Genomic DNA, 24,111 nt, shown 5'->3' with positions numbered 1-24,111 from the left:
GCCCTTCAAGGGTAAACGCCACGATCGACGCCGTGGAGATCACCGAGCGAGGCAGGAGCTGTGAAGAAGCTGAGAGGCGGGGTGCCCGGGGCGGGGGTCGAACCCGCACGCCTTGCGGCAGCCGCTTTTAAGGCGGCCGTGTCTGCCGTTCCACCACCCGGGCGGGGTACGCCGACGCGTCGACACACATCGGTGCAGTGTCACCGTAGCGGGTCCGCGACGACCCGGCGTACTCCGTTTCCGCTGCCGCACTAGGGTCGAGGCGTGAGCAGCGCAGCCCCCACGGCCCCCGACGCCGCCCCCGACCAGGCACTCCGTTCCGATGCCCCGGCTCCGGCCGGTTCCCGGTGGGCCAGGCTCGGGGACGCCGCCGCCAGACACCGGGCCGACCTGCTCGTCGGGCTGCTCTTCGCGGCCCTCGCGGGCTGGCTCACCCACGGCCTGTGGCCGGACCCCGCCGGCCGGGTGCTGGCGCTCAACCCGGAGGACCAGGCCCTGTACGAGTGGTTCCTGGCCGTCGACTCGCGCGCCCTGCTCGGCGACTTCGGTCTGCTCACCGACCGGCTGAACGCCCCGGACGGGGTGAACCTGATGGCCAACACCACGGTCATCGCCCTCGGCGTGCTCTTCGCCCCGGTGACCCTGCTGTTGGGCGCGCCGGTCACCTTCGCCCTGCTCGCGGCGCTCAACCTGGCCGGCACCGCGCTCGCCTGGTACCTGCTGTTCACCCGGGTCCTCCGGGCCCGCCGGGCCGCCGCCGCGCTCGGCGCCGGGCTGTGCGGCTTCGGCCCGGGAATGATCTCGCAGACCAACAGCCACCTGCACATGACCGCGCAGTGGCTGGTCCCGGTGATCATCTGGCTGGTGGTCCGGCTGCTGCGCGCCGCCGACCCGCTGGGCCGGGTGGGCCACCGGGTCGGCCGCCCCCCGGGCCGGGCGGGCGACGCGGGCGGGACGGGTCCGGACCGGCGCCGCATGCTCACCTCCGCCGTCGGCCTGGCCGCCGCGGTCAGCGTCCAGGTCTTCGTCGGCGAGGAGGTGCTCTTCCTCTGCGCGGTGACGCTGCTGGTGATGGCGGTCGCGTACGCCCTGGCCGACCGGGCGCTGCTGCGCCGGGCGCTGCCCGGCTTCGCCGGCGGGATGCTGGTCGCCGCCGGGCTGGCCCTGCTGGTGCTGGGGTACCCGCTGTGGTTCCAGTTCGCCGGCCCGTTGGGCGTCGCGGACGGGATGTTCAGCCCGCACTACTTCTCGGCCGACCTGAGCAGTTGGTGGACCGTCTCCCCGCTGTCGGTGGTGGGCAGTGACGAGGCGGCCCGGCTCACCACCGGTCCGGCCGAATACAACACCTTCCTCGGCTGGCCGCTGCTGGTGGTCACCGTCGGCTGCGCGGTCTGGCTGGGCCGCCGCCCGCTGGTGATCGCCTGCGCGGCGGGGGCGCTGGCGATGGGCGCGCTCTCGCTCGGCCCGGACGTGGTCCTCGGCGGCGACCGGACCACCGTCCCCGGCCCGTACGCCCTGCTCGGTGGCCTGCCGGTGGTCGACGGGGCGCTGCCGATGCGGTTCGCCCTGGCGGTGCTCCCGGTGACCGCGACGCTGCTGGTGCTGGCCGTGGACCGGGCGCTGCGCGGCACCGGGGCGGCCCGCCGGCTGGTCCCGGCGGCGGTCGGGGTCGCGCTGCTGCCGGTCCTGCCGGCACCGCTGCCCACCGCCGAGCGGCCGGCCCTGCCGGAGTTCGTCACCGGCGGCCACTGGCGGGAGTGCGTCCGCCCCGGCGGGGTGCTGGTGCCGGTGCCGCTGCCCACCCCGAAGGATCCGTGGCCGATGCGCTGGGCGACCGCGGCGGACGCGGCCTTCGGCATGCCGGAGGGCTTCTTCATCGGCCCGTACGGCCGGGGCGACACGGCCGCCATGGGCACCTGGAAGCGGCCCACGTCGGCCCTGCTCACGGACGTGGCGCAGCGGGGCGGCCAGCCCGTGGTCGGCGACGCGGAGCGCCAGCAGGCCGCCCGGGACGCCGACCGCTGGGGCGCGTCCTGCTTCGCGCTGGCCGAGGGCACGCCCCGCGCCGACGACCTGCGGGCCGTCCTGGACCAGCTCTACGGCCCGTCCACCCGGATCGCCGACGCCTGGGTGTGGCGGGTCTGAGGTTGCGTACGAAGAGGGCCCCCTCGGCGAGGGGGCCTTCTTCGTGCGGCTCAGACGCGGGGGGTGATCGGCTGGGACGCCTCGACGAACTCCTCGCGCGGGTCGTGCAACTGGCCCAGGGCGACCACCTCGCGCTTGAGGAAGAACGCCAGCGACCAGTCGACCACGACCCGGACCTTGCGGTTGAACGAGGGAATCCGGCTCATGTGGTACGTCCGGTGCATGAACCACGCCGGCCAGCCGGTCATCTTGATGCCGTACACCTGGGCCACGCCCTTGTACAGGCCGAGGCTCGCCACGCTGCCCGCGTGCTTGTGCTTGTAGTCCACCGGCTCGCGCCCGCGGACCACGTTCGCGATGTTGTCGGCCATCCGGGCGGCCTGGCGCACCGCGTGCTGGGCGCTCGGCGAGCAGAAGTTGCCCGGCTCCTTGGTCAGGTCCGGCACCGCCGCGCAGTCGCCGGCGCTCCACGCGCCCTCGACCACCCGGTCACCGTCGACGACCTGGAGCGTCGGCAGGCAGGTGACCCGGCGGCGCTCGTCGCGCGGGAAGTCGGTCGCGTCGAGCATCGGCGACGGCTTGACGCCGGCCGTCCAGACGATCGTGTCGGAGCGGAAGCTGTCGCCGTCGGAGAGCTTCACCACCCCGTCGACGCAGGACTCCAGGCGGGTGTCCAGCCGGATGTCCATGTTCCGCTTCAGCAGCTGCTGCACCGTGTAGGCGCCCATGTCCCGATCGACCTCGGGCAGCACCCGCTGGGTCGCCTCGACCAGCACCCAGCGCATGTCCTCCGGCTTCAGCTCCGGGTAGTAGCGCAGGGCGTCCCGGGCCATGTCCTCCATCTCGGCCAGCGCCTCGATGCCCGCGTACCCGCCGCCGACGAAGGTGAACGTCAACGCGCTGCGCCGGACGTCCGGATCCGGCGTGGCGGCGGCCACGTCGAGCCGGTCCAGCACGTGGTTGCGCAGGTAGATGGCCTCGCCGATGGTCTTGAAGCCGATGCCGTGCTCGTGCAGGCCGGGGATCGGCAGCGTCCGAGAGACCGCGCCGGGGGCCACGACCACGTGGTCGTAGGCGATCTCGGTGGTCGGGCCGCTGATCGGCTGCACCGTGGCCACCTTGCGGTCGTGCTCGATCCGCGTGACCGTACCCGCCACCACCTTGCACCGGCGCAACTCCCGCCGCAGCGGCACCACGGAGTGCCGGGGGGAGATGTTGCCCGCCGCCGCCTCCGGGAGGAACGGCTGGTACGTCATGTGGGGCTGCGGGTCGACGACGATGACCTCAGCCTCACGCGAGGAGAGCTTCTTCGACAGGCGCAGGGCGGCATAGAGACCGACATGCCCGGCACCGACGACAAGGATCCGCTTCGGATTCACGTCATCTATCTTTCCCCGGGCGGCTCGGCTAATCCCGTCCGAGACCCCCTTCTGTGACCGAGCACAACACCTGTGACCTGCGCGACGTACCTCTAACGTCCCGCTATCTGCGACGCCACAGCCACCCCAGCAGCGCGCTGAGCGCCACCGCGCCCAGCAGCCCCACGACCGTCGCGGCGAGGAAGCCGCGGTCCGCGCCGAGGCCGGACACCTCGACGAGGAGCACCCCGAGCGCCGCCGAGGCGAGCAGCACTCCGCCGGCCCGGGTGAGCCAGCGCACGACCAGCTCCGGGTCCACCACCGCGTCGTACGGCAGCAGCGCGGCCAGCGCGCACAGCGAGTGGGCCAGGTAGAGCGCCACCGCCACGGCCAGCAGCCGCCACAGCGCGATCGGCCGGTCGTACCCCTCGGTGGCCAGCAGCCACCCGCCCACCGTGACCAGGGCGGCGAAGGTCGGCCAGAGGCGGCGCGGCGCGATCGCCGGCAGCAGCGCCACCACCGCGAGGGCGGCCAGCGGCCGACCGGTGAGGACCTGCACCGGGTACGCCAGCAGCAGGCCGGCCAGCACCGTGCCGAAGATCCCGGCGCGGACCAGCAGCGGCGCCGGGCTCACCCGGACCACCGCCGAACGCACCGCCCGGACGCGTTCCGTCACCACCTCGACCGGGTTCACCGATTCCGCCCCTTCGTCCCCGTGGCCGTCACCGGGCACCCACCCGGGGAGCGGTGGCCAGCCGGGCCACGTCCCGCAGCACCTGGTCCAGGCTGCCCGCGCCGGCCCAGCGGACCACCGGCACGCCGTGCTCGCGAAGCTGGCCGATCATGGTGTCCCGGTCCAGCCGCCACAGCCGGAAGGCCACCTCGGCCCAGCCCTGCCGGCCGGGCGGCGCGAGGTCGGCCGGCAGCGTGTCCACGGCCACCACGAACCGCCCGGACCGGGCCAGTCGGGCCAACATCTGGGCGGACCGCTCGTCCAGCAGCGGGGTGAGCACCACCACCAGCGCGTCCGAGGAGAGCAGTTGCGGGCCGAAGACCTGGTCGTACGGCTCGTGCGGGGACGACTCGGCCCGCACGTCGAGCAGCCACTCCAGCACCGTCAGGTACTGCCGGCGACCGGTGGCGGGGCGCAGCCGGCGGGCCGCCGGCCCGTACTCCAGCATCGCCACCCGGTCGCCGCGGTGCAGGTAGTGCTCGCCGATCGCGGCGGCGGCCCGGACCGTGGTGTCGAGTACCGAGGCGGTCCCGCCGACGCCACCGGAGCGGCCCGCCTCGGCGAGCACGTCGAGCAGGACCACCACCTCGGCGTCCCGGTCCGACAGGGTGGCCGCCACGTGCAGCTGCCGGGCCCGCAGCGAGACCCGCCAGTCGATGCGGCGCAGCCGGTCGCCGGGGCCGAAGACCCGCACGCCGGCCAGCTCGCCGCCCTCGCCGGGGCGGCGGGAGTGGTGCGCGCCGACCAGTCCGGCGGCCCGGGGCATCGCCTCCACCGCCTCGAACGGTTCCGTCCTCGGGTACACCCGCACCCGGGCCGGCTCGGTGACCGCCGCCCGGGAGACCAGCAGCCCGCCGGCGGCGGCGACCCGGGCCCCGGCCGGGCCGACCGGGTGCCGGCCCCAGCGCCGCGCCTTCCCGGTCAGCTCCAGGTCGACGGCCGTGCCGGTGTCCACAACGGTGACGAAGGGCCGGTCCACGCCGCTGCGGGACAGGTCGACCCGGGCCCCGCCGACCCGGGCCCGATCCACCGGCAGCCAGGGCGAGACGCGGGTACGGACCACGGCCACGTCGTACCCGACGGTGTCCGGGTTGCCGACGGTGACCGTGCCGGTGAACTCGCCGCCCTCGACCAGGTGACCCTCGTCGGCGGCGACCCACACCTGCGGCCCGGCGGTCGGCCGGCGGCGCAGCGCGTACGCGGTGCCGAGCGCGAACGGCGCGGCCAGCACCACCAGGTCGACCCGGCCCAGCAGCACCCCGGCGATCAGCAGCAGGCCGGTGAGCAGCACCGCCCGGCCGAGCGCCCGGGTGGGCGCCCAGCCCGCCGCCGGTTGCTGGCCCTCGTCGGTGGGCACGGCCGTCAGCGTCCCGGCCGGCCGGCGGCGTAGCTCGGGAGCGCGCCGCTGGCCGGGGCCGGGGTCTGGTCGAGCACCTCGCCGACCACGAAGGACGGGTCGACCCGACGCAGCCACATCTCCGGGCGCAGCGTGATCCGGTGCGCCAGGGCGGGCGCGGCCACCTCCTTGACGTCCTCCGGCACCACGTAGTCCCGGCCGGCGAAGACCGCCCGGGCGCGGGCCAGCAGCAGCAGCGCCAGCGAGCCGCGCGGGGAGGCCCCGACCAGCACCGACGGGTGCTCCCGGGTGGCCGAGGTCAACTGCACGATGTACCGGCCGACGGAGTCCTCCACCACCACGTCCTCCAGCGCGGCCTGCATGGCCCGCAGGGTGGCGGCGTCGACCACCGGCTTGATGTCGGCCTCCTCGCGGCGGCGGCCGATCCGCCGGCGCAGCACCTCCCACTCCTCCTCGTGGTCGGGATAGCCGAACGACACCCGCAGCAGGAACCGGTCGAGCTGCGCCTCCGGCAGCGGGTACGTCCCCTCGTACTCGATCGGGTTGGCGGTGGCCAGGACATGGAACGGCTCGTCCAGCCGGTAGGTGACGCCCTCCACCGAGACCTGTTTCTCCTGCATCGCCTCCAGCAGCGCCGACTGGGTCTTGGGCGGGGTGCGGTTGATCTCGTCGGCGAGCAGCAGGTTGGTGAACACCGGGCCGGCGCGGAAGGAGAAGTCGCCGCTGCGCTGGTCGTACAGGAACGAGCCGGTGACGTCGGCGGGCAGCAGGTCGGGGGTGAACTGGAGGCGGCGGAAGTCCAGCCCGAGGGCCTGGGCGAAGGAGCGGGCGGTCAGCGTCTTGCCCAGCCCGGGCAGGTCCTCCAGCAGCACGTGGCCGCCGGCCAGGATGCCGGCGAGGACCAGCTCCAGGGCGTCCCGCTTGCCGACCACGACCGAGCCGACCGCGTCCAGCACCGCCCGGGCCAGGCGGCCGACCTCGGCGGTGGGCACGGTGCGGTCCACGTCGTTCATCAGATCTTCTCCAGTTCGGCGACGATCGCCGCGAGGTCGCGCGACGACGGGGTGCGGCGGGGTGGGGTGTCCAGGAACGTCGAGAGCCGCTCCCCGAGCAGGGCGCGGGCACGGGCCGGGTCGGACTCGCGGGTCACGCCGTGCCGCTGGCGCAGCCGCTCGTCGGCCAGCTCGCCGAGTCGGGGCAGGATCCGTTCGGCGAACCGCTCCGGCCGGCCCGACGACCAGTCCAGCGGCCGTTCCCAGCCGTTGATCGCGGCGCGCAGCGCGTCCCGGGCCGCCCAGTGGTAGTGGCCGTCCTCCTCGCCGGCGGGCGCGCGGGCCCCGCCCCGGGGCGGGGGCGGCGGGGCGAGCGCGGCGGTGACCCGGCGGACGGCGAGCAGCGCGACCACCCCGGCGACGACGACCGCCAGCGAGACCTGGAGGCCGACCGTGCGCAGCCCGGCGACCACGACCGCGGTGAGCGCCCCGGTCACCGCGACGGCCTTCAACCCGCCCCTGACCCGGCCGCCCCGGGTGGCCTGGGCCTGCGGCGCCGGCTCCTCCTCGAAGGCGAGCAGGTCGTCGATGCTGGTGCTCACGCCGGGGCCCCCTCGACCGGCGCCCCGGCGGCCACCGCCGTCAGCTCGCCGCGCAGCCGGCGCAGCGCCGCCCGGGCCTGGTCGCGGGTGCGTTCGTCGACCGGGCGGGTGGCGTACCGGGCCTCGCGGTAGACGTGGGCGAACTCGGCCAGCACGTCGGCGCTGACGATCGCCGGCACCCCGGCGTCGGGGTCGCCGCGCAGCAGCCGGGTCACCAGGTCGGTGGGGGTGTCGCCGGTCCGCCGGTCCACCCCGGCCGCGGCGGCGGCCTCCTCCAGGCGGACCCAGCAGGCGATCACGGCGGTACGCGGATCGACGTCGGCGTCGTCCAGCTCGACGAGGCCGGCGTCGAGGGCGGCGACCACCTCGCGGGCGGTGCCCTCGGCGGTGCGCCGGGCCCGGCTGGACGGCAGCGCCCGGGTGGTGCGCCGGGCCACCCCGCGCGCCAGCGTCCAGGCCAGGTAGCCGAGGGCGACGGCGATCGCCAGCCCGAGCAGCGCGACGGCGACGGTGCCGAGCCACTCGGGGAGGTGCGCGCGGGTGGCCTCCCCGGCGTCGCGCGGCTCGGCCGGGATCGAGGGCGGCGGGGCCACCGACGGGTACTCCGGCACGTACGGGATGTTGTCGGCGGCGGGCGGGATGCGGCTGGCGCCGAGCGACGAGTGGCCGGCGGCCAGCGCGGCGACGGCGAGCAGGACGGTCACCGCGCCGACCGGCCACCACCTGCGCAGCACGCTGAGGTCCATCGCCACCGTCCCACGCCGTCAGTCCACTCCGGCCAACTGCTTCGCCCGGGCGAACACGTCGTCCAGCATCCCCGGCGTCAACCGCCCGGTGAAGGTGTTCTGCTGGCTGACGTGGTAACAGCCGAGCAGCGCCGGTGCGGTCGTGCCGGACCAGTGTGCCCCATGGCCGAACGCCGGTCGCGGGCTGGGCGGGCGGACCCCGTACACCTCGCGCAACGCCGGCCACCACGCGGCCCAGGCGAACGCGCCCAGCGCGACCACGACGCGCAGGGTGGGTCTGATCAGCGCGACCTCGCGGTGCAGCCACGGCGCGCAGGTGTCCCGCTCGGCCGGGGTGGGCTTGTTGTCCGGCGGCGCGCAGCGCACGGCGGCGAAGATCCGGGTGTCGCGCAGGGCGAGCCCGTCGTCGGCGGCGACGCTGGTCGGCTGGTTGGCCAGGCCCGCCCGGTGCAGCGCGGCGAAGAGCACGTCGCCGGAACGGTCCCCGGTGAAGATCCGCCCGGTGCGGTTCCCGCCGTGCGCGGCGGGGGCCAGGCCGAGGATCGCGAGCCGGGCGTCGGCCGCGCCGAAGCCGGGCACGGGCCGCCCCCAGTACCGCTGGTCGCGGAAGGCCGCCCGTCTCGTCCGGGCGACCTTCTCCCGCCAGTCGACCAGGCGCGGGCAGGCGAAGCAGTCGCTGACCGCGCCGTCGAGGTCGGCGAGGTCGGTCGCCCGCGCGGCGCGCGCGACCACCTCGTCCGGGGTACGGGTCTCAGCCAAGCTTCGCCCGGAACAGTTCGAGGGTGCGGGCCCAGGCGGTGGCGGCGGCCCGCTGGTCGAAGTTCTCCGGCCGGTCCTCGTTGAAGAACGCGTGCGCGGTGCCCGGGTAGTCGTACGTCTGGCAGCTACCGCCGGCCGTCTCGACGGCCCGACGGACGGTCTGCACACCGTCCGCGGTGGAGGTGCCGTCGGCCTCCGAGCAGTGGATGACGGCGGCCTTGCCCGCGTACCCGTTCCACTGCGGGCTCATCCCGTCCCAGGGCAGCCGGGGGTAGAAGGCGGCGGTGGCCACGATCCGCTCGGACCGGGTGGCCGCCCAGAGGGCCAGGCTGGCACCGGCGCAGAACCCGGCGCAGCCGGACTTGCCGGCGACCTCGGGCCGCCCGGCCAGGTACTCCGCCGCCACGGCGATCTCCGCCGACGCCTCGTCCAGCTGCGCGCTGTTCAACATGTGCCGAGGCTCACTGGGCCGGCTGGCCGGCAGGCCGTGCCGGAAGTCCGGGGCGAGGGCGACGAAGCCCGCCTCGGCGAACCGGTCCACGACCGACCGGATGTGGGGCACGAGGCCCCACCAGTCCTGGATGACGATGACCGACGGGCTGGCCGCACCGGTGGAGGGTATCGCGAGATACCCCTCGCTCGTCCCCCCGTCGCTGGCGAAGCTCACCATCTCGCCCATCGGCCGTCCTCCTAGCGGTCAGTCAACGTTGGCTGGTCGCAGGGTGTTCCTACGTGCCGGTAGCCTGCCACGCCGCGACCGCCGCCGGGAAGACGCCGGAACAGTGGCATTCACCTCCTGTTCCCCCACCGGTGACAGCTGGTATGCCGAAGGCTGTCTCCCCGGCAGCCCCGCCCGCTGTCTCCGGTACGCCGACGGCGGCGCGGTTCCGCGCGCCGCCGTCGCCGCCGGCACCGGGCCCGTTTCGGGTCCGGGCCCGGCACGTCGTACCGGCCCGGTCAGGCCGCCTTCCTGGTCAGGCAGAGCAGGTAGCCGGTGCTGCCCGGCTTGATGTTGTAGAAGAAGTAGCCCTCCTGGCCCGGCTGGAGGAACGGCTCACAGGCCTTCCCCGTCCGCGCCTGGGCCTCGGTCTGGCCGTCCACCCGACCCACCACGGTGTACACGGCCTCGGTCGACGTGCACGCGACCACCTCGGCGCCGCTGGCGTCCTTGCGCTCGCCCTCGGCCACGTCGGGCAGCTCGGCGAGGCAGTCGCCCGCCTTCGCGTCGGCGGTGCCGTCCTTGTCGAACGCGGCGGCCACGGCGGTGCCGAGGCCGAACTTGAGCGCCGCGACCACCCCGATGGCGAGCAGCGCGCCGACCACACCGAGCACCTTGCGGCCGGCGGACCGCTTCGCCTCCGGCTCCTCCGCCCGCTGTTCCGGCAGCCCGGCGGCGGCCGGTGCGGCGTCGCCCGGCAGCCCGGCCGGGGCCGACGCGGCGGCTTCCGGCTGCGCGGCGGCAGCGGGCTCGGCGGCGGCGGGCTCGTCGGCGGCGGGCTCGGCGGCGGCGGCCGGCGGCGCGGCAGGCTTCCCGGCCGGTTCCCCCGCGGACGGCTCACCGGCGACGGCCGGCGGCTCCGCCGTGCGGTCGGCCGGCGGGTCGGCGGGTCGCGGCGCGTCCTCGGACGGCGGGTTGGCGGGCGGTGCGACCTGCTCTGGCACTGAGGTTCCTTCCGAGGGGTGGATGAGCAGACGACACCGTAGCGATCAACATCGAGAGACGCTGTCCCGTTCGGCTCGTCCGTTCAGTCAATTTCCACCCCCGGTTCACCTCGGTCACGGACGAACGCGTCGGGGCGTCCGGCGGCCCGGACACCCCGACGCGTGGCGGGTAAAGGCGGATCAGGAGGTGGTCGTGGGCGACGCGGTCGGAACCGGCCCGCCGGGGGCGGGCAGCGGGTCGATGGTCGCCGCCGGCGATGGAGTCGGCCCGACCGTCGGCGTACCGGGCGGGGTCGGGCCCTCGGTCGGCACGGCGGACGACGGGACCGGCCCCACGGTCGGCGGGCCGGACGACGGGACCGGCCCGACCGGCCCGGTCCGGAACGGCGCGTGCTCCGGGCAGTACGGGTACGCGGGCACCAACGTCTTCGTCCCCTCGGGCAGCCTCTCGCGCACGCACTCCCGGTACCCGAGCCGGATCGGGTTGCCGTCCTGGTCGAACAGGCGGGCGTTCTCCACCAGCCGTCCCTCGCTGTCGTAGACGAAGACGTCGCGCACGTACGGCACCTGCACCGAGGTGGGCTCGTAGCCGGACTCGTTCCAGCCGAGCCGGTCGTCCGCGTCGACGAAGCCGGCGAACGCGAAGACGGCGAGGACCGCGGTGCCGGCGCCCACCGCGATCCGGGGCCAGCGCCCCAGCGTGGGGGTGCGCCTGCCCAGCCACACCGAGGCCACCACGCAGACGGCGAGCAGCAGCAGCGCGGCGAGCGAGCTGCCGCCCAGCCGGGGCAGCAGCCCGAACGGCGCGCCCGTGGTGATCACCGTGATCAGCATGGCGGCCAGGTACCCGCGCAGGATCCACCAGGCGGGGCGGAGCAGCCGCAGGTACTCGCTCGCCGCGGCGTACCCGAGGATCGGGCCGATCCGCAGGTCGGTCGCGCGCAGCCGGGCGCGGAGCCAGGAAGCGACGGCGGCGGCCCGCTGGTCCAGGTTGCGGGCGGCGGCCGGGCCCCCCGCGCCGGCCGCCGCCCGCAGCTCCGCCGCGTACGCCTCGGGCGTGCCCAGCCGGTCGGCCAGTGGGCCGTCGCCCTCGGCGGCCACCTCGGCCAGGTGCTCGGCCAGGTCCTCGGTCAGCTCGTCCCGGACCGTCGGCGGCAGGTCGGCCAGCGCCGCCCGGACCCGCGTCACGTAGTCCACGATCTCCTGCTCCATGACGGTCATGCCGTCACCCCCCGATCGTCGAGCAGTGTGTCCATGGTGGTGGCGAACGAGCGCCAGAGTTTGCCGGAGCGGGTCAACTGGTCCCGGCCGGCCGCGTTCAGCGAGTAGTACTTGCGGTGCGGGCCGGACTCGCTCGGCACGACGTAGGTGGTCAGCAGGCCGGCGGCGAAGAGCCGCCGCAGCGTGCCGTAGACCGAGGCGTCGCCGACCTCGCCCAGGCCGGCCTCCCGCAGGCGGCGCAGGATGTCGTAACCGTAACCGTCCTCCTCCCGGAGCACGGCCAGGACCGCGAGATCCAGCACGCCCTTCAACAGCTGCGTGGTATCCACGCACTGCACACTACTGTGCAGTGCGAAATACCGCAACGATCTCGGCGACCACGGAGAGCACCTGTCGCGTACCGGCGTCCCGCCCGGCGTGTCGCGCCGGTGACCAGCAGACGATCAAGGGGCGGCCCGAGTGGAGCGGGCGGCGGGCTTCACCCAGGGCGATCGCGAAGTCGGGCGGGAGCGCTTCGATCAGGAGGTCTAGGGCCCTGGCGTGGGTGCCGCTCAACGGCTGGTATGCCTTCCGGTGCCTATGGAGCTGAGTCGGATACGACATCACCCACGCCCGCCGCGATCGGCGACCGCAAGCGACGACCCGACGGGGCGGTGGGTAACGCGACGGCGGTGGCCCGACCGGCGGTGATGACGTAAACGACTCAGCTCCATAGGCGCCGCCCCAACGGCATCGACCGCCCCACCCACAGCTCCACCCCGGGCCACGACCCCCGGGCCAACCAGGGACCGCGCCCACGACAACGCAATGATCCTGGGGCTTCACCCCGCACGCGCCCGTGCACGAGACCGGGGTACGGGTTGACGGTGGGCCGGCCGCTCACTGGCCGGATTGTTCAGCCACTGCAACCCGGCAGCCATGACGAACAGGGACCGCCGGGCAACCGCGTCCCCACGCCTGTCGAGCTGGTAGCCGTCCGCCCAAAGCCACCCGTCGTACGTAGGCCAGTCATGAACCCGAATCACGCGGAACACGATCGGCTTCACGAACTGAACACTGGCTGCCCGGGTGAGGTGGAGGAGTCTCCCGACTTCGGCACCCGAGGCTCAGTCATCGGACTTGTCCGGGTCACGCGTGTCCGCCACGATTTTTTGAGCCTCCAGCAGGAGACCAACCCACGCCAGATGCCGTTCCGACATGCCTGGGTCGACAGGGCGGTTGCGGCTGTTCAGCTCCAGAACGCCCGCCTGAACCCACGCACCCATGTACGTGATGGCCTCATTGGGAGCTTTGGCGAATTCCTTCAGCATGGCCGCTCGCCGCGGAATGCAGGGCCACGGCTCCCCGCACCCGAGACAGGGCCCACCCGGGTACTCCGGAGGGTGCTCCTCCATCACCACCGGTCCCCACCGGCGCTCCTGCTGCCGACCTTGGGGGCGGGCAGGCGGACGACCCGAGGCCGGCAGCCATGGCCGACGGCAGCGTTCGACGCGTTCGACGTAGTCATCCCCCGATCGTGATACCAATGTTGGCGGTCGTCAACCCCGATCGCTGTTATCGATCGTCCGACAATCGCCGATACCTACCGTCAACCCATGGGTGAGTTCGTGGGGATCGCTGAGATACGAGGCATGCTCGGCGGTGTGTCGCGTGCCCGTGCGTCCGTGGTTGCCTCCCGGCGCGACTTCCCCGCCCCCTACCAGGTGCTGGTGATGGGGCAGATTTGGCGGAAGACCGACGTCGAGAAGTGGATCAAAGAGCACCGGCCAGACCTGGCGACAGACTGATAAGGACCCCGGCGGGGCCCCTTGTTGCTCTAAAGTCGTCAGCCGTCGAGCGCCGGCGACAGCCGCCGGACGCCGGGCCGGAGAAGCGGCGATGCCGGGGGTCGGTCAGCCGGCGGTGGGCAGCAGGCTCCAGGCGATGCCGTCGAGGATGTCGTGCTCCGAGGCGACCACCGAGGACATCCCCGCCCGCTCCATGATCACCCGGAGCACCAGGGCGCCCGCCCCGATCACGTCGGCCCGCCCCGGGTGCATGACCGGGGTGGCGAGGCGCTGCTCGCGGGTCTTGCCGAGCAGGTCGACGGTCACCCGGGCCACCTCGTCGTACGACACCCGGGCGTGGTGGATGCGCTCCGGGTCGTACTCGGTCAGGCCCTCGGCGAGGGCCACGACGGTGGTGACCGAGCCGGCGAGCCCGACCAGGGTGGCGGCCTGCCGCCCCGGCACCGCCTCCAGCGCGCGATCCACGGCGGCCGTGATGTCGGCCTGCGCGGCGGCGACCTCGGCCGCGCCGGGCGGATCGCCGTGCAGGTGCCGCTCGGTCATCCGGACGCAGCCGATGTCCACCGAGATCGCCGCCTCGACGCCGCCGGAACGGGTGCCGACCACGAACTCGGTGGAGCCGCCGCCGATGTCGACGACCAGGTACGGCGCCTGCGCGTCGGCGGGCAGACCGCGCACCGCGCCGGTGAAGGAGAGCCGCGCCTCCTCGTCGCCGGTGACCACCTCCGGGGTGACGCCGAGGGTCTGCTCGACCATGGCCCGGAAGTCCCCGGCGTTGGAGGCGTCCCGGGACGCCGAGGTGGCGCACATCCGCACCCGCTCCGCGCCCAGCTTCCCGATCTCGGCGGCGTACGAGGCCAGGGCCACCCGGGTCCGCTCGATCGCCTCGGGCGCGAGCCGGCCGGTCCGGTCGACGCCCTGGCCGAGCCGGACGATCTCCATCCGGCGGCTCAGCTCGACCAGCGGTGCCTCCGGCCCGGCGGAGGGGTCGGGCAGGTCGGCGATCAGCAGTCGGATCGAGTTGGTCCCGCAGTCGATGGAGGCCACGCGCGTCGTCACGGCAGCAACCCTACGACAGCCGCCCCGCCCGCCACGTCACGCGTTCCGCCGCGCCCCCGACGGCGGCGCGGCAGGTCCGGCAGCCACAGGGCCGTGCCGGCGAGCAGCAGCGCCGACAGCAGCGGCAGCCGCCACCACCAGCGCACGCTGGCCGGGGGCGGGTCCGGCTGGTCGGCGACCCACGGGCGGGCGGTCTTCGCCCAGGCCAGGAACGCGTCGCCGACCGGGAGGACGCCGAGGGCGTACCGGCGGGTCGACGGGGTGTCCACGGGCAGGCCGACGAGGTCGCCGTAGTTGGCCAGCGCCCCGGCGAGCGCGGCGTCGCCCTGGGACTGGGCCGCGCCGAGGGTGACCACGGTGGCCGACAGGCTCACCCCGAGCAGCAGCGGCCCGGAGTCCACGTCGGCCGGCCCGGCCGTCCCGTCCGGGTACTCGCGCACCGCCGGGCCGAGCCCGAGCGGCGTGGCCACGAACCGGTCCCGGAAGCGCAGGTACTGCTCGCGGGCGAAGGCGGGGTCGACGTCGACCAGGAAGCGCTGGATGACGCTCTGCGACGTCGCCCGGGCCACCTCGGCCGGGGCGCCGGTGGCCAGGTCCACCCGGTGCGGCAGCAGCCCGGTGCCCGGGTCGAGGCGCTGCCGCACGCCGTCCAGCCAGCGTGTCACGGTGCCGGCGAAGCGGGGCGGCAGCAGCGCGTCGTGCAGCCGCAGCGAGGCGACCGCCACCGTGGAGTCCACCGGCCACGCCTGCCCCGGGTACGCGGCCAGGTACGGCGAGGCGGACCCGTCGAACGCCGCCCCGACGGCCGCCGACGCCTCGGCGAACCGGGCCGCCTCGGCCGGGTCCCGCCGGTCCGCCGGTTGCAGGGCGAGCACGCCCCCGCGCAGCCAGTTCGTCCAGCCCTGCCAGAAGATCCCGTACGCGGGGGTCAGGCCGGGGTCGAACGGGGCGGTGCCGGCCGGCGACTCCAGCCGGGCCAGGGCCCAGCGGGCCTCGCGCAGCGCCGTGGCCCGCCCCCCGACGGGCTCGCGCAGGCCCAGCTCGACCCGGGCCAGCCCGTACAGGGCGTGGGCGAAGAACCAGCCCTCGGGAAAGAGCGCCTGGGCGTCGGAGCCCGCGCCGTCGTCGAGCGCGGCGCGCAGGAAGGTGAGTTGCCGGGCCACCCCCGGCGGCTCGCCGTCCGGGCCGGCGGTGGCCGGCGCCAGGAGGCGTACCGCCCCGAGCAGGGCGACGGCGCTCAGCAGCACCGCGCAGACCCGACGAACGAAGCTCACCAGGACAGCATGACCGGGGTGATCAAGGGCGCTACAGGCGCAGCAGCATCCGGGTGTTGCCGAGGGTGTTGGGCTTGACCCGCTCCAGGTCCAGGAACTCCGCGACACCCTCGTCGTACGAGCGTAGGAGCTGCTCGTAGACCGGCTGCGGCACCGGCGCGCCGTCGATCTCGGTGAAGCCGAACGAGCCGAAGAACCGGGTCTCGAAGGTGAGCACGAAGATCCGGGCCACCCCGATCTCCCGGGCCGCGTCGATCAGCTCGCCGACGATCCGGTGCCCGAGCCGCCGGCCCCGGTACGCCGGGTCGACGGCGACCGTGCGGATCTCGGCCAGGTCCTCCCACATCACGTGCAGCGCCCCGCAGCCGACCACCGCGCCGCCGTCGTCGACCACCCGGAACTCCTGCACGTCCTCGTACAGGGTGACGGTGGCCTTGCTGAGCAGCCGCCGGTCGTCGGTGTAGGTGTCCACCAGCCGCCGGATGCCGCGCACATCCGAGGTGCGGGCGCGGCGCACCGCGAGTTCGTCGGGCGCCGGCATGCTCACTCGCCCGCCGGCACGTCCACGCAGGGACCGACGGCCCACCACTTCTCCACCAGCGCCAGCGTCTCGTCGCCGAACGGGTTGACCCCCGGGCCCGCGCCGAGGGCGTGGCCGAGGTGCACGTGCAGGCACTTCACCCGGCCGGGCATGCCGCCGGCCGAGATGCCGGCGATCTCCGGCACCTCGCCGATCGCGTCCCGCCGGGCCAGGTAGTCCTCGTGCGCCGCCCGATACCGGGCGGCCAGCTCCGGGTCGGCGGCCAGCCGCTCGGCCATCTCCTTCATCAGCCCGGCCGACTCCAGCCGGCTGCACGCGGCGGTCGCCCGGGGACAGGTCAGGTAGAACAGCGTCGGGAAGGGCGTCCCGTCGGCCAGGCGCGGGGTCGTCTCCACCACGTCGGGCAGGCCGCAGGGGCAGCGGTGGGCGACCGCCCGGGTGCCGCGCGGGGTGCGTCCGAGCTGGGCGGCCACCGCGGCCAGGTCGCGCTCGGTGGCCGGTTTCCGGTCCGGCGGGGGTACGGAGTCCGCCGCCGGGTGCTGCGGGGGTACGACAGTCACGGTGCCCATCTTTCGTCGGTGCCCAGTCGGTGCTGTGCTCACTGGCCGGGGCGGTCGGCGTTCGCCGCCCGCACGCTCGACCACAGGGTGTCGTACCAGGGGTCGGGGGCCTGCGGCTGGGCGGGGGGTTTCCCGCCGCCCGCGTCCCGGGCCGCGCCGGCCGGGTCGTTGAGCACGATCACCGGGACCTCGCCCGGGTAGACCATGTAGAACCGCTCCCGGGCCTGGATGCGGATGTACTCGTCGTCCTGCCACTTGTCCGCCTCGGCGGACAGGTCGGCGATGAGCTGCCGCTGGGCGGCCTGGGCCGCCTCCATCCGCTCGATGTCCGCCTGCTGGTCCAGGTAGACCCGGACGGGGTAGGTGTAGGCGAGGGCGAGGGCGATCAGCACCGCGAAGAGCACGGTGGCCCGCCCGGTGAAGCGCCGGGGGTGGGGTGCGGAGAGCCGCTTGACGCTGCCGCCGGCCGCCGTGCGACGGGCCGCGGCGGGGCGGTTCGCGGAGCGTACCTGGTCGGCGGCGCGGGCCGAGCCGGGCGACCGGCCGGCGGCGCGCGCCTCCGCGCGGACGCCGTCGCGGGTCGACGTCCGGGCACGGGCCCCGCCCGGCCGGCCGGAGTGACCCGGCCGGCGGGCGGGACGCTGACCACCCGGCGTGCGGCGCTGCTGCATCGTCACACCCCTCCCCCGAGGCTCGGTGGGCGTCTCAGGCGGAACGGTAACGCGGGAAGGCGCCCGCCCCGGCGTAGCGCGCCGCGTCGGCCAACTCCTCCTCGATCCGCAGGAGCTGGTTGTACTTGGCCACCCGGTCGGAGCGGGCCGGCGCGCCGGTCTTGATCTGGCCGCAGCCGGTGGCCACCGCCAGGTCGGCGATGGTGGTGTCCTCGGTCTCGCCGGACCGGTGGCTCATCATGCAGGAGAAGCCGGCCCGGTGGGCCAGCTCGACCGCGTCGAGGGTCTCGGTGAGCGAGCCGATCTGGTTGACCTTCACCAGCACCGCGTTGGCGGCCCGCTCGGCGATGCCCCGGGCGATGCGCTGCGGGTTGGTGACGAACAGGTCGTCGCCGACGATCTGGATCCGGTCGCCGACGGCGGCGGTGAGGGTGGCCCAGCCGCTCCAGTCGTCCTCGGACAGCGGGTCCTCGATGGAGACGATGGGGTAGTCGCCGACGAGCTTGGTGTAGTAGTTGCTCATCTCCTCGGCGGACTTGGCCACGCCCTCGAACGTGTACGTGCCGTTGTCGAAGAACTCGGTGGCGGCCACGTCCAGGGCGAAGACGATGTCGGTGCCCAGCCGGTACCCGGCCTTCTCGACCGCCTCGGCGATCAGGTCCAGCGCGGCGGCGTTGGTGGGCAGGTTGGGGGCGAAGCCGCCCTCGTCACCGAGCCCGGTGGAGAGGTCCTTCTTCTTCAGCACGGACTTCAGCGCGTGGTAGACCTCCGCGCCGGAGCGCAGCGCCTCGCGGAAGCTGGGCGCGCCGATCGGCGCGATCATGAACTCCTGGATGTCGACGTTGGAGTCGGCGTGCGCCCCACCGTTGAGGATGTTCATCATCGGCACCGGGAGCAGGTGCGCGTTCGGGCCGCCCAGGTAGCGGAAGAGGCTCAGCTCGGCGCTGCCGGCCGCCGCCTTGGCCACCGCCAGGGAGACGCCCAGGATGGCGTTCGCGCCCAGCTCGCCCTTGTTGTCCGTGCCGTCGATGTCCAGCATCTTCTGGTCGATCAGCCGCTGCTCGCTGGCCTCGTACCCGATGAGCTGGTCGACGATCCTGTCTTCGATGTTCGAGACCGCCTTCTCGACGCCCTTGCCCTGGTAGCGGCCGGCGTCACCGTCGCGCAGCTCGATCGCCTCGAAGGCGCCGGTGGAGGCGCCGGACGGCACCGCGGCGCGGGCGATCGTGCCGTCGTCGAGCCCGACCTCGACCTCGACCGTCGGGTTGCCCCGCGAGTCGAGAATCTCCCGGGCGACGATTCCCTCGATGGTTGCCACTGAGTCGCTCCTCGTATGTGTGGTTCCGGTCCGGTATGGGCCGCGACGGTGCGGCTGAGGCAGGTGTTGAACGCAGCGTATCGGGCGGCGGCTCGGCGCACCGCGTCGCCCGGCGTACCGGGGCGGAGGGCCGACGTCGGACATTCCCGGATTCTCGGCCCTCAACCGGCAACGGGTTTGCGCGACACGGACCCGATCGACAAGGCTGGTCGCCATGCCCGCCGCATCGACCACGCTCCGCGCGCTCGCCCTGTCGGTCATCGCGTCGCTCTCGGTCACCGGCTGCCAGGCCCTCGACGACGCCGGACGGGCGATCGGGCGGGCGGACCTGGTCAACGACCTCGCCGCCCGGCTGGACCGGGCGTTGGAGCTGACCTACTCGGCCGACTACCAGCTCTCCGGCGGCCGGACCGCCTCCATCGCCCAGGGCCAGGACCCGGCCCGCTCGGCGTACACCTGGCCGGGCGGGAGGCTGACCGTCACCGCCGAGGCCACCACCCGGTGCGAGACCGGCGGGGCCCGGACCGTGTGCACCCTGCTCGCCCCGCCCGCGACCACGGCGAAGCCCTCGGTGGCCCTGTTCACCGAGGCCAACCAGCGGGGCCTGGTCACCCCGCCGGTGGTGCTCGGGCTGCTCACCGAGGCCGCGCTCGACCCGGAGGCGGTCGTCGCCCAGAACGACACCACCCTCGCCGGGCACCACGCCACCTGCCTGGAGGTGCAGCGCTCGGCCGGCGACTTCACCGCCTGCGTGACCACCGAGGGCGTGCTCGGCAGCTTCACCGGCAAGCTCGACGACCGGCCGGTGGAGCTGGCCCTGACCCGCTACAGCGACACGGTCGACGGGGCGAGCTTCGCGCTGCCGGCCGGCGCCGGCGTGGTCGACCGTCGTTCCGTCAGCTCGTGACCGCCGGGCCGACGCCCCTCCGGGGCGGGTTCGTGCCAGGGGCCGACCGGGCCGGGACGCCGCAGCCCGGGGACCTCGCCCTGGTGGTGGCCGGGCGGAAGCTGCTGACCGGCGCGGAGGGCTTTCCCCGGGTGGCCGAGCTGCCCGCCGACACCGCCTGGGTGCCGCTCGGCACCCTCGACGGGGTGCCCGCCTGGGGTGCCGAGCTGGCCGGCGAGGAGGCCCACCCGGGTCGCTGGCGGAGCTGGCGGGCGCTCGCCGCCGAGCTGCCCGCCCCGCTGGCCGACCTGGCCGGCCGGGCGCTGGCCGTGCTCACCTGGCGGCGTACCCACCGGTGGTGCGGGGCGTGCCGGGCCGAGCTGGCCGACGTGCCGGGCGAGCAGTCCCGGCGCTGCCCCGACTGCGGCCTGTACGTGCCGATGCAGCTCTCCGCCGCCGTGCTGGTGGCGATCACCCGGCCCGGCCCGGCCGGCAGCCCGGACGAGCTGCTGCTGGTGCGGCACGCGGACGGGCCGGCGGAGCTGTGGGCGCTGGTCGCCGGGTACGTGGAGGCCGGCGAGTCGCTGGAGGCGGCGGCCCGCCGGGAGGTCGGCGAGGAGGTGGGGCTGACCCTCGACCAGGTCTCCTACTTCGGCAGCCAGCCCTGGGCGGTGTCCGGGCCGGGGGTGCTGCTGGCCGGCTTCACCGCGACCGCCGCCGACCCGGCCGCCGAGCCGGTCGTCGACGGGAGGGAGCTGGTGCAGGCCCGCTGGTTCCCGCTCGACGCGCTGCCGGCGGAGCTGCCCTCGGCGTACTCGATCTCCCGGTGGCTGGTCGACCACGTCGCCGCCCGTCCGGCGGGCTGACCCGCCCCTCCTCACCCGCCGACCAGGGTGCGCAGGTGGCGCGGGGGCGGGCAGTCGTGGGCGAGCATCGCGTCGTGCCACTCGCGCACCGACACCCCGGCGGGGCGCAGCGCGGCGATCTCGGCGATCTCGCTGTAGCCCACGAAGTAGGTGGAGAGCTGGGTGGAGGTGAGCAGGGCCCGCCGCCACTTGCCGGCCGCCTCGCCCTCCTCCTGGAAGCCCCGGCCCGTCATCAGCGCCATCGCCTCCGACTCGGGCAGGTCGTCGCAGTGCACGAGCTGGTCGAGCAGCGCGTTGATGGTCATCCGGAGCTGCATCTTGAGCTGCTGCAACCGCACCGGCAGGCCGCCGAAGCCGAGGCCGGCCATCAGCTCCTCGGCGTACACCGCCCAGCCCTCGATGAACGGCCCGGACTCGGCGAGCGCCCGGACCCGGGTGGAACCGGCGTACCGGCGGGCGTGGGCGAGCTGGAGGAAGTGCCCCGGCATCGCCTCGTGCACGGTCAGGTTGCGGATCATGTGGTTGTTGTACTCGCGGTAGAACGACTCGACCCGGGCCGCCGGCCAGTCCGCCGGGGTGGGCGCGATGCAGTAGAACGTGGGCACGGCCGCCGTCTCCAGCGGGCCGGGCGAGTCGCAGTACGCCACCGCCACGCCCCGGGCGAACTGGGGCATCTCCTGGATCACGCACGGGTCGTCGACCAGGGTTACCAGGTCGTGCGCGCGGACGAAGTCGGTCGCCTCGTCGAGGGTTCCCGAGGCCAGGTCGACGATGGTGTGGTCGTCGGGGTGCTCGGCGGCCAGCAGGTCCAGCGCCCGGCGTACCGTCTCGTCGTCGGCCGGGCCGCCGACCAGCTCGACGGCCGCCTCGCGGATCTCGGCGGTGACCCGCTCCAGGTTGGCCCAGGCGCGGCGCTGCACCTCGGCGGCGCCCAGCTCGGTGTCGAGGGTGTGCCAGAGCCGGGCCTCCCAGCGCCGCCGGCCGAGCCGGGGGTCGCGCCCCGGGCCGGCGTCGGCCGCCAGGCCGATGCGCAGCCAGGCCACGAACTCCTCCAGCGCGGCGATCGCCGCGGTCGCCGCCGGTTCCACCCGGTCGTACAGCGCGGGCGCCTCGGCCAGCAGCCGGGGCACCTCGTCGCGGACCAGCGCCGCCGTGCCGGTGAACTGCCCGACCGCCGTCTCGGCGTGCACCCGGGGCATGTCGCGCAGCGTCGCGCGCGCGGTCGCCAGGGCGTCCGGTACGGCCGCGAGCCGGCCCGCCAGGCTGGTCAGCCGCACCTCGGCCGGGGCGTACGGGCGGGCGAGCAGGGCGTGCAGCAGCGGGCCCGGGTTGTGCCGCAGCGGGTCCCACTCGTGCGCCCGGATCTCGTCGGCCTCGAACAGCTCCCGGTCGATCAGGGCGGTGAGCAGGGCGTGGTCGACCCGCTCGTCGACGTCGAGGGAGTCCGGGTCCAGCTCGGCGAGCGCGTCGGCCGCGTCCCGGAGCATCCCCCGGTCGGCGGCGACGGCGTCGGCGGACAGGTCCGGCAGCCGCCCGTCGCACCGATGGTCGCCGGCGGACGCGGCAAGGCCAGGCCGCGACTCCAGCACCGCATCGACAACCCGCTCCGCGAGCGGCACGAACTCTTCCACCCCCCGACCCTACCGACCGCGCCCTGCCCCACCGGCCCGGCCCGGCCCGGCCCGGCTCGATGATCAAGAGGTTCGGGCCGGATCGCGACGTGAACCTCTTGATCAACTCACGGTGACGGGGGAGGTGGGGACTCGGACTTGCGGACGGCGTCCGCGTACGCCAGGGCGGCGCGGCGCAGGGCGGCCTCCGGGTCCAGGCCCGCGTCGCGGGCCGCCGCGACCGTGGCCAGCAGGCTCGCGCCGAGTCGCGCCTCCGGGTCGACCTGGGAGTCGGCCAGGGGCGGAGGTACGGCCAGGCCGGCGCGGGCGGCGCGCTCCAGGATCTTGCCGGCCAGGGCGAGCGCGGGCAGGCTCGGCGCGATGCCGTCCAGCACCGAGTCCCGGGCCTTCTCCTCCCGCTTGATCCGTTCCCAGTTGGCGGTGATCTCGTCCAGGGTGGTGGCCCGGTCGTCGGCGAAGACGTGCGGGTTGCGCCGGACCATCTTGTCGACCAGGCCGCCGGCCACGTCGTCGACGTTCCACCGCTCGCCCTCGGGCAGTTCCTCGGCCAGCCGGGCGTGCAGCAGCACCTGGAGCAGCACGTCGCCCAGCTCCTCGCGGAGCGCGTCGGTGTCGTCGGCGCCGATGGCGTCGTACGCCTCGTAGCACTCCTCGATCAGGAAGCCGGCGAGGCTGTGGTGGGTCTGCGCCCGCTTCCACGGGTCGCCGCCGGGCGAGGCCAGCCGGTCCATCACCTCGACCGCGTCGAGCAGCCGGGCCCCGGGCGGGTCCCACGAGCCGTACATCAGCTCCAGCTCGGCCAGGCCCGGCTCGCGGGCCAGCCGCAGCCCCAGCTCCCGGGCCAGTGCCTCGTCGCCGGCCGGGCCGGCCAGCCAGACCACCGCGCCGTGCGCCGCCGCCGCGGCCAACAGCGCCGGCGTCGCCGGGCCGTCCGGCACGGTCACCTCGCCGCCCGCCGCCCGCACCGCGGCGGTCAGCTCGCTCTCCGCGCCGGCCAGCACCGGGTTGCCGCGGACGACGTCCCAGGCGGCGGCGGTCAGCAGCCCGACCGGAAGCCGGGGCGAGGTGACCAGCAGGACGATCCGGGCCGTCATACCCCGGGGGTGGCCGGGGCGGCCGACTCCCCGGCCGGGGCCTCGGGGGTGGAGATGTCGGTGACCGGGCCGTCCTCGTCGATGTACGGCAGCGAGTAGAAGACCAGCGACTGGCCGGTGCTGACCACCGACGGCACGCCGATCGGCCGGTACCGGGGGTTGATCGAGGCGCCGGCCTTCGCCGCCTCCTCCTGGAGGGCCGAGCTGAGCGCGGTGGCGCCGCGCACGAAGCTGCCCCCGCCGCCCTCGCCGGTCTCGCCGAACGCCTGCCGGACCTCGGCGACGCTCAGCCCGGACTGGATCGCCCCGGTCCGCTCGATGGCGTGGTAGACGGCCATGATCGACTTGTCGCTCACCTCGACCGGGGGCAGCTTCGCGCCCAGCACGGCGGAGATGTCCACCCACTCGCCCCACAGCTTCGCGTACTCGGCGGCGGCCGGGATCCGGAGCTGCTGCTCCAACTGCTCCGGCTTGACCTCGTCGGGCACCTGGAGGCCCTGCGCGGCCACCACCCGCTTGCCCAGCTCGATGCTGACCAGCAGGTTCAGCACGTCCTGCCGGGTCACCGAGGAGCGTAGCTGCTCCGGCGACGGGGTGGCCCCGGTCTGCCCGGCCTCGGCGCTCACGGCGGCGGCATACAGGCTCTGGGCGTTGTCGTAGATCTCGTCCACCCGGTCGACGGAGTACCGCGTGTCGCCGACGTACGCGGCGACGTCCGGCGCGGACTTCCCGCACGCACCGAGGGAGAGGACACCGAGGGCCGCGACGCTGGCGGCGGCGATGAGACGGCGAGCACGCATGACCGTCACTCTCTCATGCGGGCCCACCGGCGATGCCGCCGCCCACCGC

26 protein-coding genes and 1 tRNA gene are annotated in these 24,111 nt (G+C 74.9%); 4 read left to right on the top strand and 23 right to left on the bottom strand.

Annotated features, from left to right (window positions below; translation table 11 throughout):
- Positions 1 to 82: 82 nt before the first annotated feature.
- Positions 83 to 163 (bottom strand) — tRNA-Leu (locus C5N14_RS25045).
- 101 nt (positions 164 to 264) lie between these two features.
- Here C5N14_RS25045 and C5N14_RS25040 point away from each other — a divergent pair.
- Entirely contained in the window at positions 265 to 2,145 is a 1,881-nt protein-coding gene (locus C5N14_RS25040; protein WP_117671257.1) for a hypothetical protein, read from the top strand.
- A 50-nt stretch (positions 2,146 to 2,195) separates the two neighbouring features.
- Here C5N14_RS25040 and C5N14_RS25035 read toward each other — a convergent pair whose 3' ends face one another.
- The 13 genes from C5N14_RS25035 to C5N14_RS24970 form a co-directional block, all read right to left on the bottom strand.
- Entirely contained in the window at positions 2,196 to 3,524 is a 1,329-nt protein-coding gene (locus C5N14_RS25035; protein WP_117671255.1) for an NAD(P)/FAD-dependent oxidoreductase, read from the bottom strand.
- A 103-nt stretch (positions 3,525 to 3,627) separates the two neighbouring features.
- Positions 3,628 to 4,197 carry a hypothetical protein gene (locus C5N14_RS25030; protein ID WP_117671324.1) on the bottom strand — a complete coding sequence of 190 codons (570 nt, stop codon included), beginning with the start codon at positions 4,195 to 4,197 and terminating at the stop codon, positions 3,628 to 3,630.
- Positions 4,198 to 4,225: 28 nt separating this feature from the next.
- Positions 4,226 to 5,602: a DUF58 domain-containing protein gene (locus C5N14_RS25025; RefSeq protein ID WP_117671322.1), complete on the bottom strand. Its 1,377-nt coding sequence runs from the start codon at positions 5,600 to 5,602 to the stop codon at positions 4,226 to 4,228.
- Complete coding sequence (locus C5N14_RS25020; RefSeq protein WP_117671253.1) at positions 5,599 to 6,606, bottom strand: MoxR family ATPase; 1,008 nt, start codon at positions 6,604 to 6,606, stop codon at positions 5,599 to 5,601. The genes C5N14_RS25025 and C5N14_RS25020 overlap by 4 nt, the downstream gene beginning before the upstream one ends.
- Entirely contained in the window at positions 6,606 to 7,187 is a 582-nt protein-coding gene (locus tag C5N14_RS25015; protein ID WP_117671251.1) for a hypothetical protein, read from the bottom strand. The genes C5N14_RS25020 and C5N14_RS25015 overlap by 1 nt, the downstream gene beginning before the upstream one ends.
- The gene (locus tag C5N14_RS25010) at positions 7,184 to 7,933 is read right to left on the bottom strand and encodes a DUF4129 domain-containing protein (protein WP_117671249.1); all 750 of its coding nucleotides are present in this window, start codon (positions 7,931 to 7,933) and stop codon (positions 7,184 to 7,186) included. Before C5N14_RS25010 ends, C5N14_RS25015 begins: the two co-directional genes overlap by 4 nt.
- Before the next feature lie 18 nt (positions 7,934 to 7,951).
- The gene (locus tag C5N14_RS25005) at positions 7,952 to 8,665 is read right to left on the bottom strand and encodes a uracil-DNA glycosylase (RefSeq protein ID WP_117671248.1); all 714 of its coding nucleotides are present in this window, start codon (positions 8,663 to 8,665) and stop codon (positions 7,952 to 7,954) included.
- A gap of 19 nt (positions 8,666 to 8,684) precedes the next feature.
- Positions 8,685 to 9,371, bottom strand: a complete 687-nt coding sequence (locus tag C5N14_RS25000; RefSeq protein ID WP_117671246.1) for a dienelactone hydrolase family protein — start codon at positions 9,369 to 9,371, stop codon at positions 8,685 to 8,687.
- Positions 9,372 to 9,649: 278 nt separating this feature from the next.
- A complete protein-coding gene (locus C5N14_RS33395) occupies positions 9,650 to 10,354 on the bottom strand; it encodes a hypothetical protein (RefSeq protein ID WP_243640012.1) in 705 nt (234 codons plus the stop codon).
- Between the two features lie 180 nt (positions 10,355 to 10,534).
- A complete protein-coding gene (locus C5N14_RS24990; RefSeq protein ID WP_207892864.1) occupies positions 10,535 to 11,575 on the bottom strand; it encodes a hypothetical protein in 1,041 nt (346 codons plus the stop codon).
- Positions 11,572 to 11,904, bottom strand: coding sequence for a PadR family transcriptional regulator (locus tag C5N14_RS24985; RefSeq protein WP_117671319.1), 333 nt, complete (start codon positions 11,902 to 11,904; stop codon positions 11,572 to 11,574). The genes C5N14_RS24990 and C5N14_RS24985 overlap by 4 nt, the downstream gene beginning before the upstream one ends.
- Before the next feature lie 492 nt (positions 11,905 to 12,396).
- Positions 12,397 to 12,621 (bottom strand): hypothetical protein, encoded by a 225-nt coding sequence (locus C5N14_RS24975; protein WP_117671242.1) that lies wholly within the window; start codon positions 12,619 to 12,621, stop codon positions 12,397 to 12,399.
- A 60-nt stretch (positions 12,622 to 12,681) separates the two neighbouring features.
- Positions 12,682 to 12,885, bottom strand: a complete 204-nt coding sequence (locus tag C5N14_RS24970) for a hypothetical protein (protein ID WP_128763655.1) — start codon at positions 12,883 to 12,885, stop codon at positions 12,682 to 12,684.
- Positions 12,886 to 13,170: 285 nt separating this feature from the next.
- On the opposite strand from C5N14_RS24970, the gene C5N14_RS24965 reads away from it, so the two are divergent.
- Positions 13,171 to 13,362, top strand: coding sequence for a hypothetical protein (locus C5N14_RS24965; protein ID WP_201753284.1), 192 nt, complete (start codon positions 13,171 to 13,173; stop codon positions 13,360 to 13,362).
- A 105-nt stretch (positions 13,363 to 13,467) separates the two neighbouring features.
- Here C5N14_RS24965 and C5N14_RS24960 read toward each other — a convergent pair whose 3' ends face one another.
- From C5N14_RS24960 to eno, 6 genes are read right to left on the bottom strand one after another with little or no spacing between them, the layout of a single operon-like run.
- Positions 13,468 to 14,409 (bottom strand): Ppx/GppA phosphatase family protein, encoded by a 942-nt coding sequence (locus tag C5N14_RS24960; protein ID WP_117671238.1) that lies wholly within the window; start codon positions 14,407 to 14,409, stop codon positions 13,468 to 13,470.
- 8 nt (positions 14,410 to 14,417) lie between these two features.
- Positions 14,418 to 15,695: a hypothetical protein gene (locus tag C5N14_RS24955; protein ID WP_207892863.1), complete on the bottom strand. Its 1,278-nt coding sequence runs from the start codon at positions 15,693 to 15,695 to the stop codon at positions 14,418 to 14,420.
- Between the two features lie 31 nt (positions 15,696 to 15,726).
- The gene (locus C5N14_RS24950; RefSeq protein ID WP_117671236.1) at positions 15,727 to 16,236 is read right to left on the bottom strand and encodes an amino-acid N-acetyltransferase; all 510 of its coding nucleotides are present in this window, start codon (positions 16,234 to 16,236) and stop codon (positions 15,727 to 15,729) included.
- Between the two features lie 2 nt (positions 16,237 to 16,238).
- Positions 16,239 to 16,796 (bottom strand): DUF501 domain-containing protein, encoded by a 558-nt coding sequence (locus C5N14_RS24945; RefSeq protein ID WP_117671312.1) that lies wholly within the window; start codon positions 16,794 to 16,796, stop codon positions 16,239 to 16,241.
- 38 nt (positions 16,797 to 16,834) lie between these two features.
- Positions 16,835 to 17,467 carry a septum formation initiator family protein gene (locus tag C5N14_RS24940; protein WP_117671310.1) on the bottom strand — a complete coding sequence of 211 codons (633 nt, stop codon included), beginning with the start codon at positions 17,465 to 17,467 and terminating at the stop codon, positions 16,835 to 16,837.
- 34 nt (positions 17,468 to 17,501) lie between these two features.
- Positions 17,502 to 18,785: a phosphopyruvate hydratase gene (gene eno, locus C5N14_RS24935; protein ID WP_117671234.1), complete on the bottom strand. Its 1,284-nt coding sequence runs from the start codon at positions 18,783 to 18,785 to the stop codon at positions 17,502 to 17,504.
- A gap of 214 nt (positions 18,786 to 18,999) precedes the next feature.
- Between eno and C5N14_RS24930 the strand changes: the two genes are divergently transcribed.
- Both C5N14_RS24930 and C5N14_RS24925 read left to right on the top strand, forming a co-directional pair.
- The gene (locus C5N14_RS24930) at positions 19,000 to 19,692 is read left to right on the top strand and encodes a hypothetical protein (RefSeq protein WP_117671232.1); all 693 of its coding nucleotides are present in this window, start codon (positions 19,000 to 19,002) and stop codon (positions 19,690 to 19,692) included.
- 32 nt (positions 19,693 to 19,724) lie between these two features.
- Positions 19,725 to 20,537 (top strand): NAD(+) diphosphatase, encoded by an 813-nt coding sequence (locus tag C5N14_RS24925; protein ID WP_243640008.1) that lies wholly within the window; start codon positions 19,725 to 19,727, stop codon positions 20,535 to 20,537.
- A gap of 11 nt (positions 20,538 to 20,548) precedes the next feature.
- Here the strand turns inward: C5N14_RS24925 and C5N14_RS24920 are convergent, their stop codons facing one another.
- The 3 genes from C5N14_RS24920 to C5N14_RS24910 form a co-directional block, all read right to left on the bottom strand.
- Positions 20,549 to 22,168 (bottom strand): DUF885 domain-containing protein, encoded by a 1,620-nt coding sequence (locus C5N14_RS24920; protein WP_117671228.1) that lies wholly within the window; start codon positions 22,166 to 22,168, stop codon positions 20,549 to 20,551.
- 107 nt (positions 22,169 to 22,275) lie between these two features.
- Entirely contained in the window at positions 22,276 to 23,262 is a 987-nt protein-coding gene (locus tag C5N14_RS24915) for a nucleoside triphosphate pyrophosphohydrolase (protein WP_117671226.1), read from the bottom strand.
- Positions 23,259 to 24,062: a hypothetical protein gene (locus tag C5N14_RS24910; protein WP_117671224.1), complete on the bottom strand. Its 804-nt coding sequence runs from the start codon at positions 24,060 to 24,062 to the stop codon at positions 23,259 to 23,261. Before C5N14_RS24910 ends, C5N14_RS24915 begins: the two co-directional genes overlap by 4 nt.
- Positions 24,063 to 24,111 lie beyond the last annotated feature (49 nt).

Origin of the sequence: Micromonospora sp. MW-13 (genome assembly GCF_003434305.1) — a bacterium.
GTDB lineage: Bacteria > Actinomycetota > Actinomycetes > Mycobacteriales > Micromonosporaceae > Micromonospora.
Note: the sequence above shows the minus strand (reverse complement) of the source record. Positions and strands in the feature narration are given on the sequence as shown.

Excerpts from the sequence above, each read along its gene's own strand:
- C5N14_RS25020 (WP_117671253.1), bottom strand. The coding sequence starts at position 6,606 with ATGAACGACGTGGACCGCACCGTGCCCACCGCCGAGGTCGGCCGCCTG.
- C5N14_RS25010 (WP_117671249.1), bottom strand. The coding sequence starts at position 7,933 with ATGGACCTCAGCGTGCTGCGCAGGTGGTGGCCGGTCGGCGCGGTGACC.
- C5N14_RS25000 (WP_117671246.1), bottom strand. The coding sequence starts at position 9,371 with ATGGGCGAGATGGTGAGCTTCGCCAGCGACGGGGGGACGAGCGAGGGG.
- C5N14_RS24990 (WP_207892864.1), bottom strand. The coding sequence starts at position 11,575 with ATGACCGTCATGGAGCAGGAGATCGTGGACTACGTGACGCGGGTCCGG.
- C5N14_RS24970 (WP_128763655.1), bottom strand. The coding sequence starts at position 12,885 with ATGCTGAAGGAATTCGCCAAAGCTCCCAATGAGGCCATCACGTACATG.
- C5N14_RS24965 (WP_201753284.1), top strand. The coding sequence starts at position 13,171 with ATGGGTGAGTTCGTGGGGATCGCTGAGATACGAGGCATGCTCGGCGGT.
- C5N14_RS24950 (WP_117671236.1), bottom strand. The coding sequence starts at position 16,236 with ATGCCGGCGCCCGACGAACTCGCGGTGCGCCGCGCCCGCACCTCGGAT.
- C5N14_RS24940 (WP_117671310.1), bottom strand. The coding sequence starts at position 17,467 with ATGCAGCAGCGCCGCACGCCGGGTGGTCAGCGTCCCGCCCGCCGGCCG.
- C5N14_RS24930 (WP_117671232.1), top strand. The coding sequence starts at position 19,000 with ATGCCCGCCGCATCGACCACGCTCCGCGCGCTCGCCCTGTCGGTCATC.
- C5N14_RS24915 (WP_117671226.1), bottom strand. The coding sequence starts at position 23,262 with ATGACGGCCCGGATCGTCCTGCTGGTCACCTCGCCCCGGCTTCCGGTC.
- C5N14_RS24910 (WP_117671224.1), bottom strand. The coding sequence starts at position 24,062 with ATGCGTGCTCGCCGTCTCATCGCCGCCGCCAGCGTCGCGGCCCTCGGT.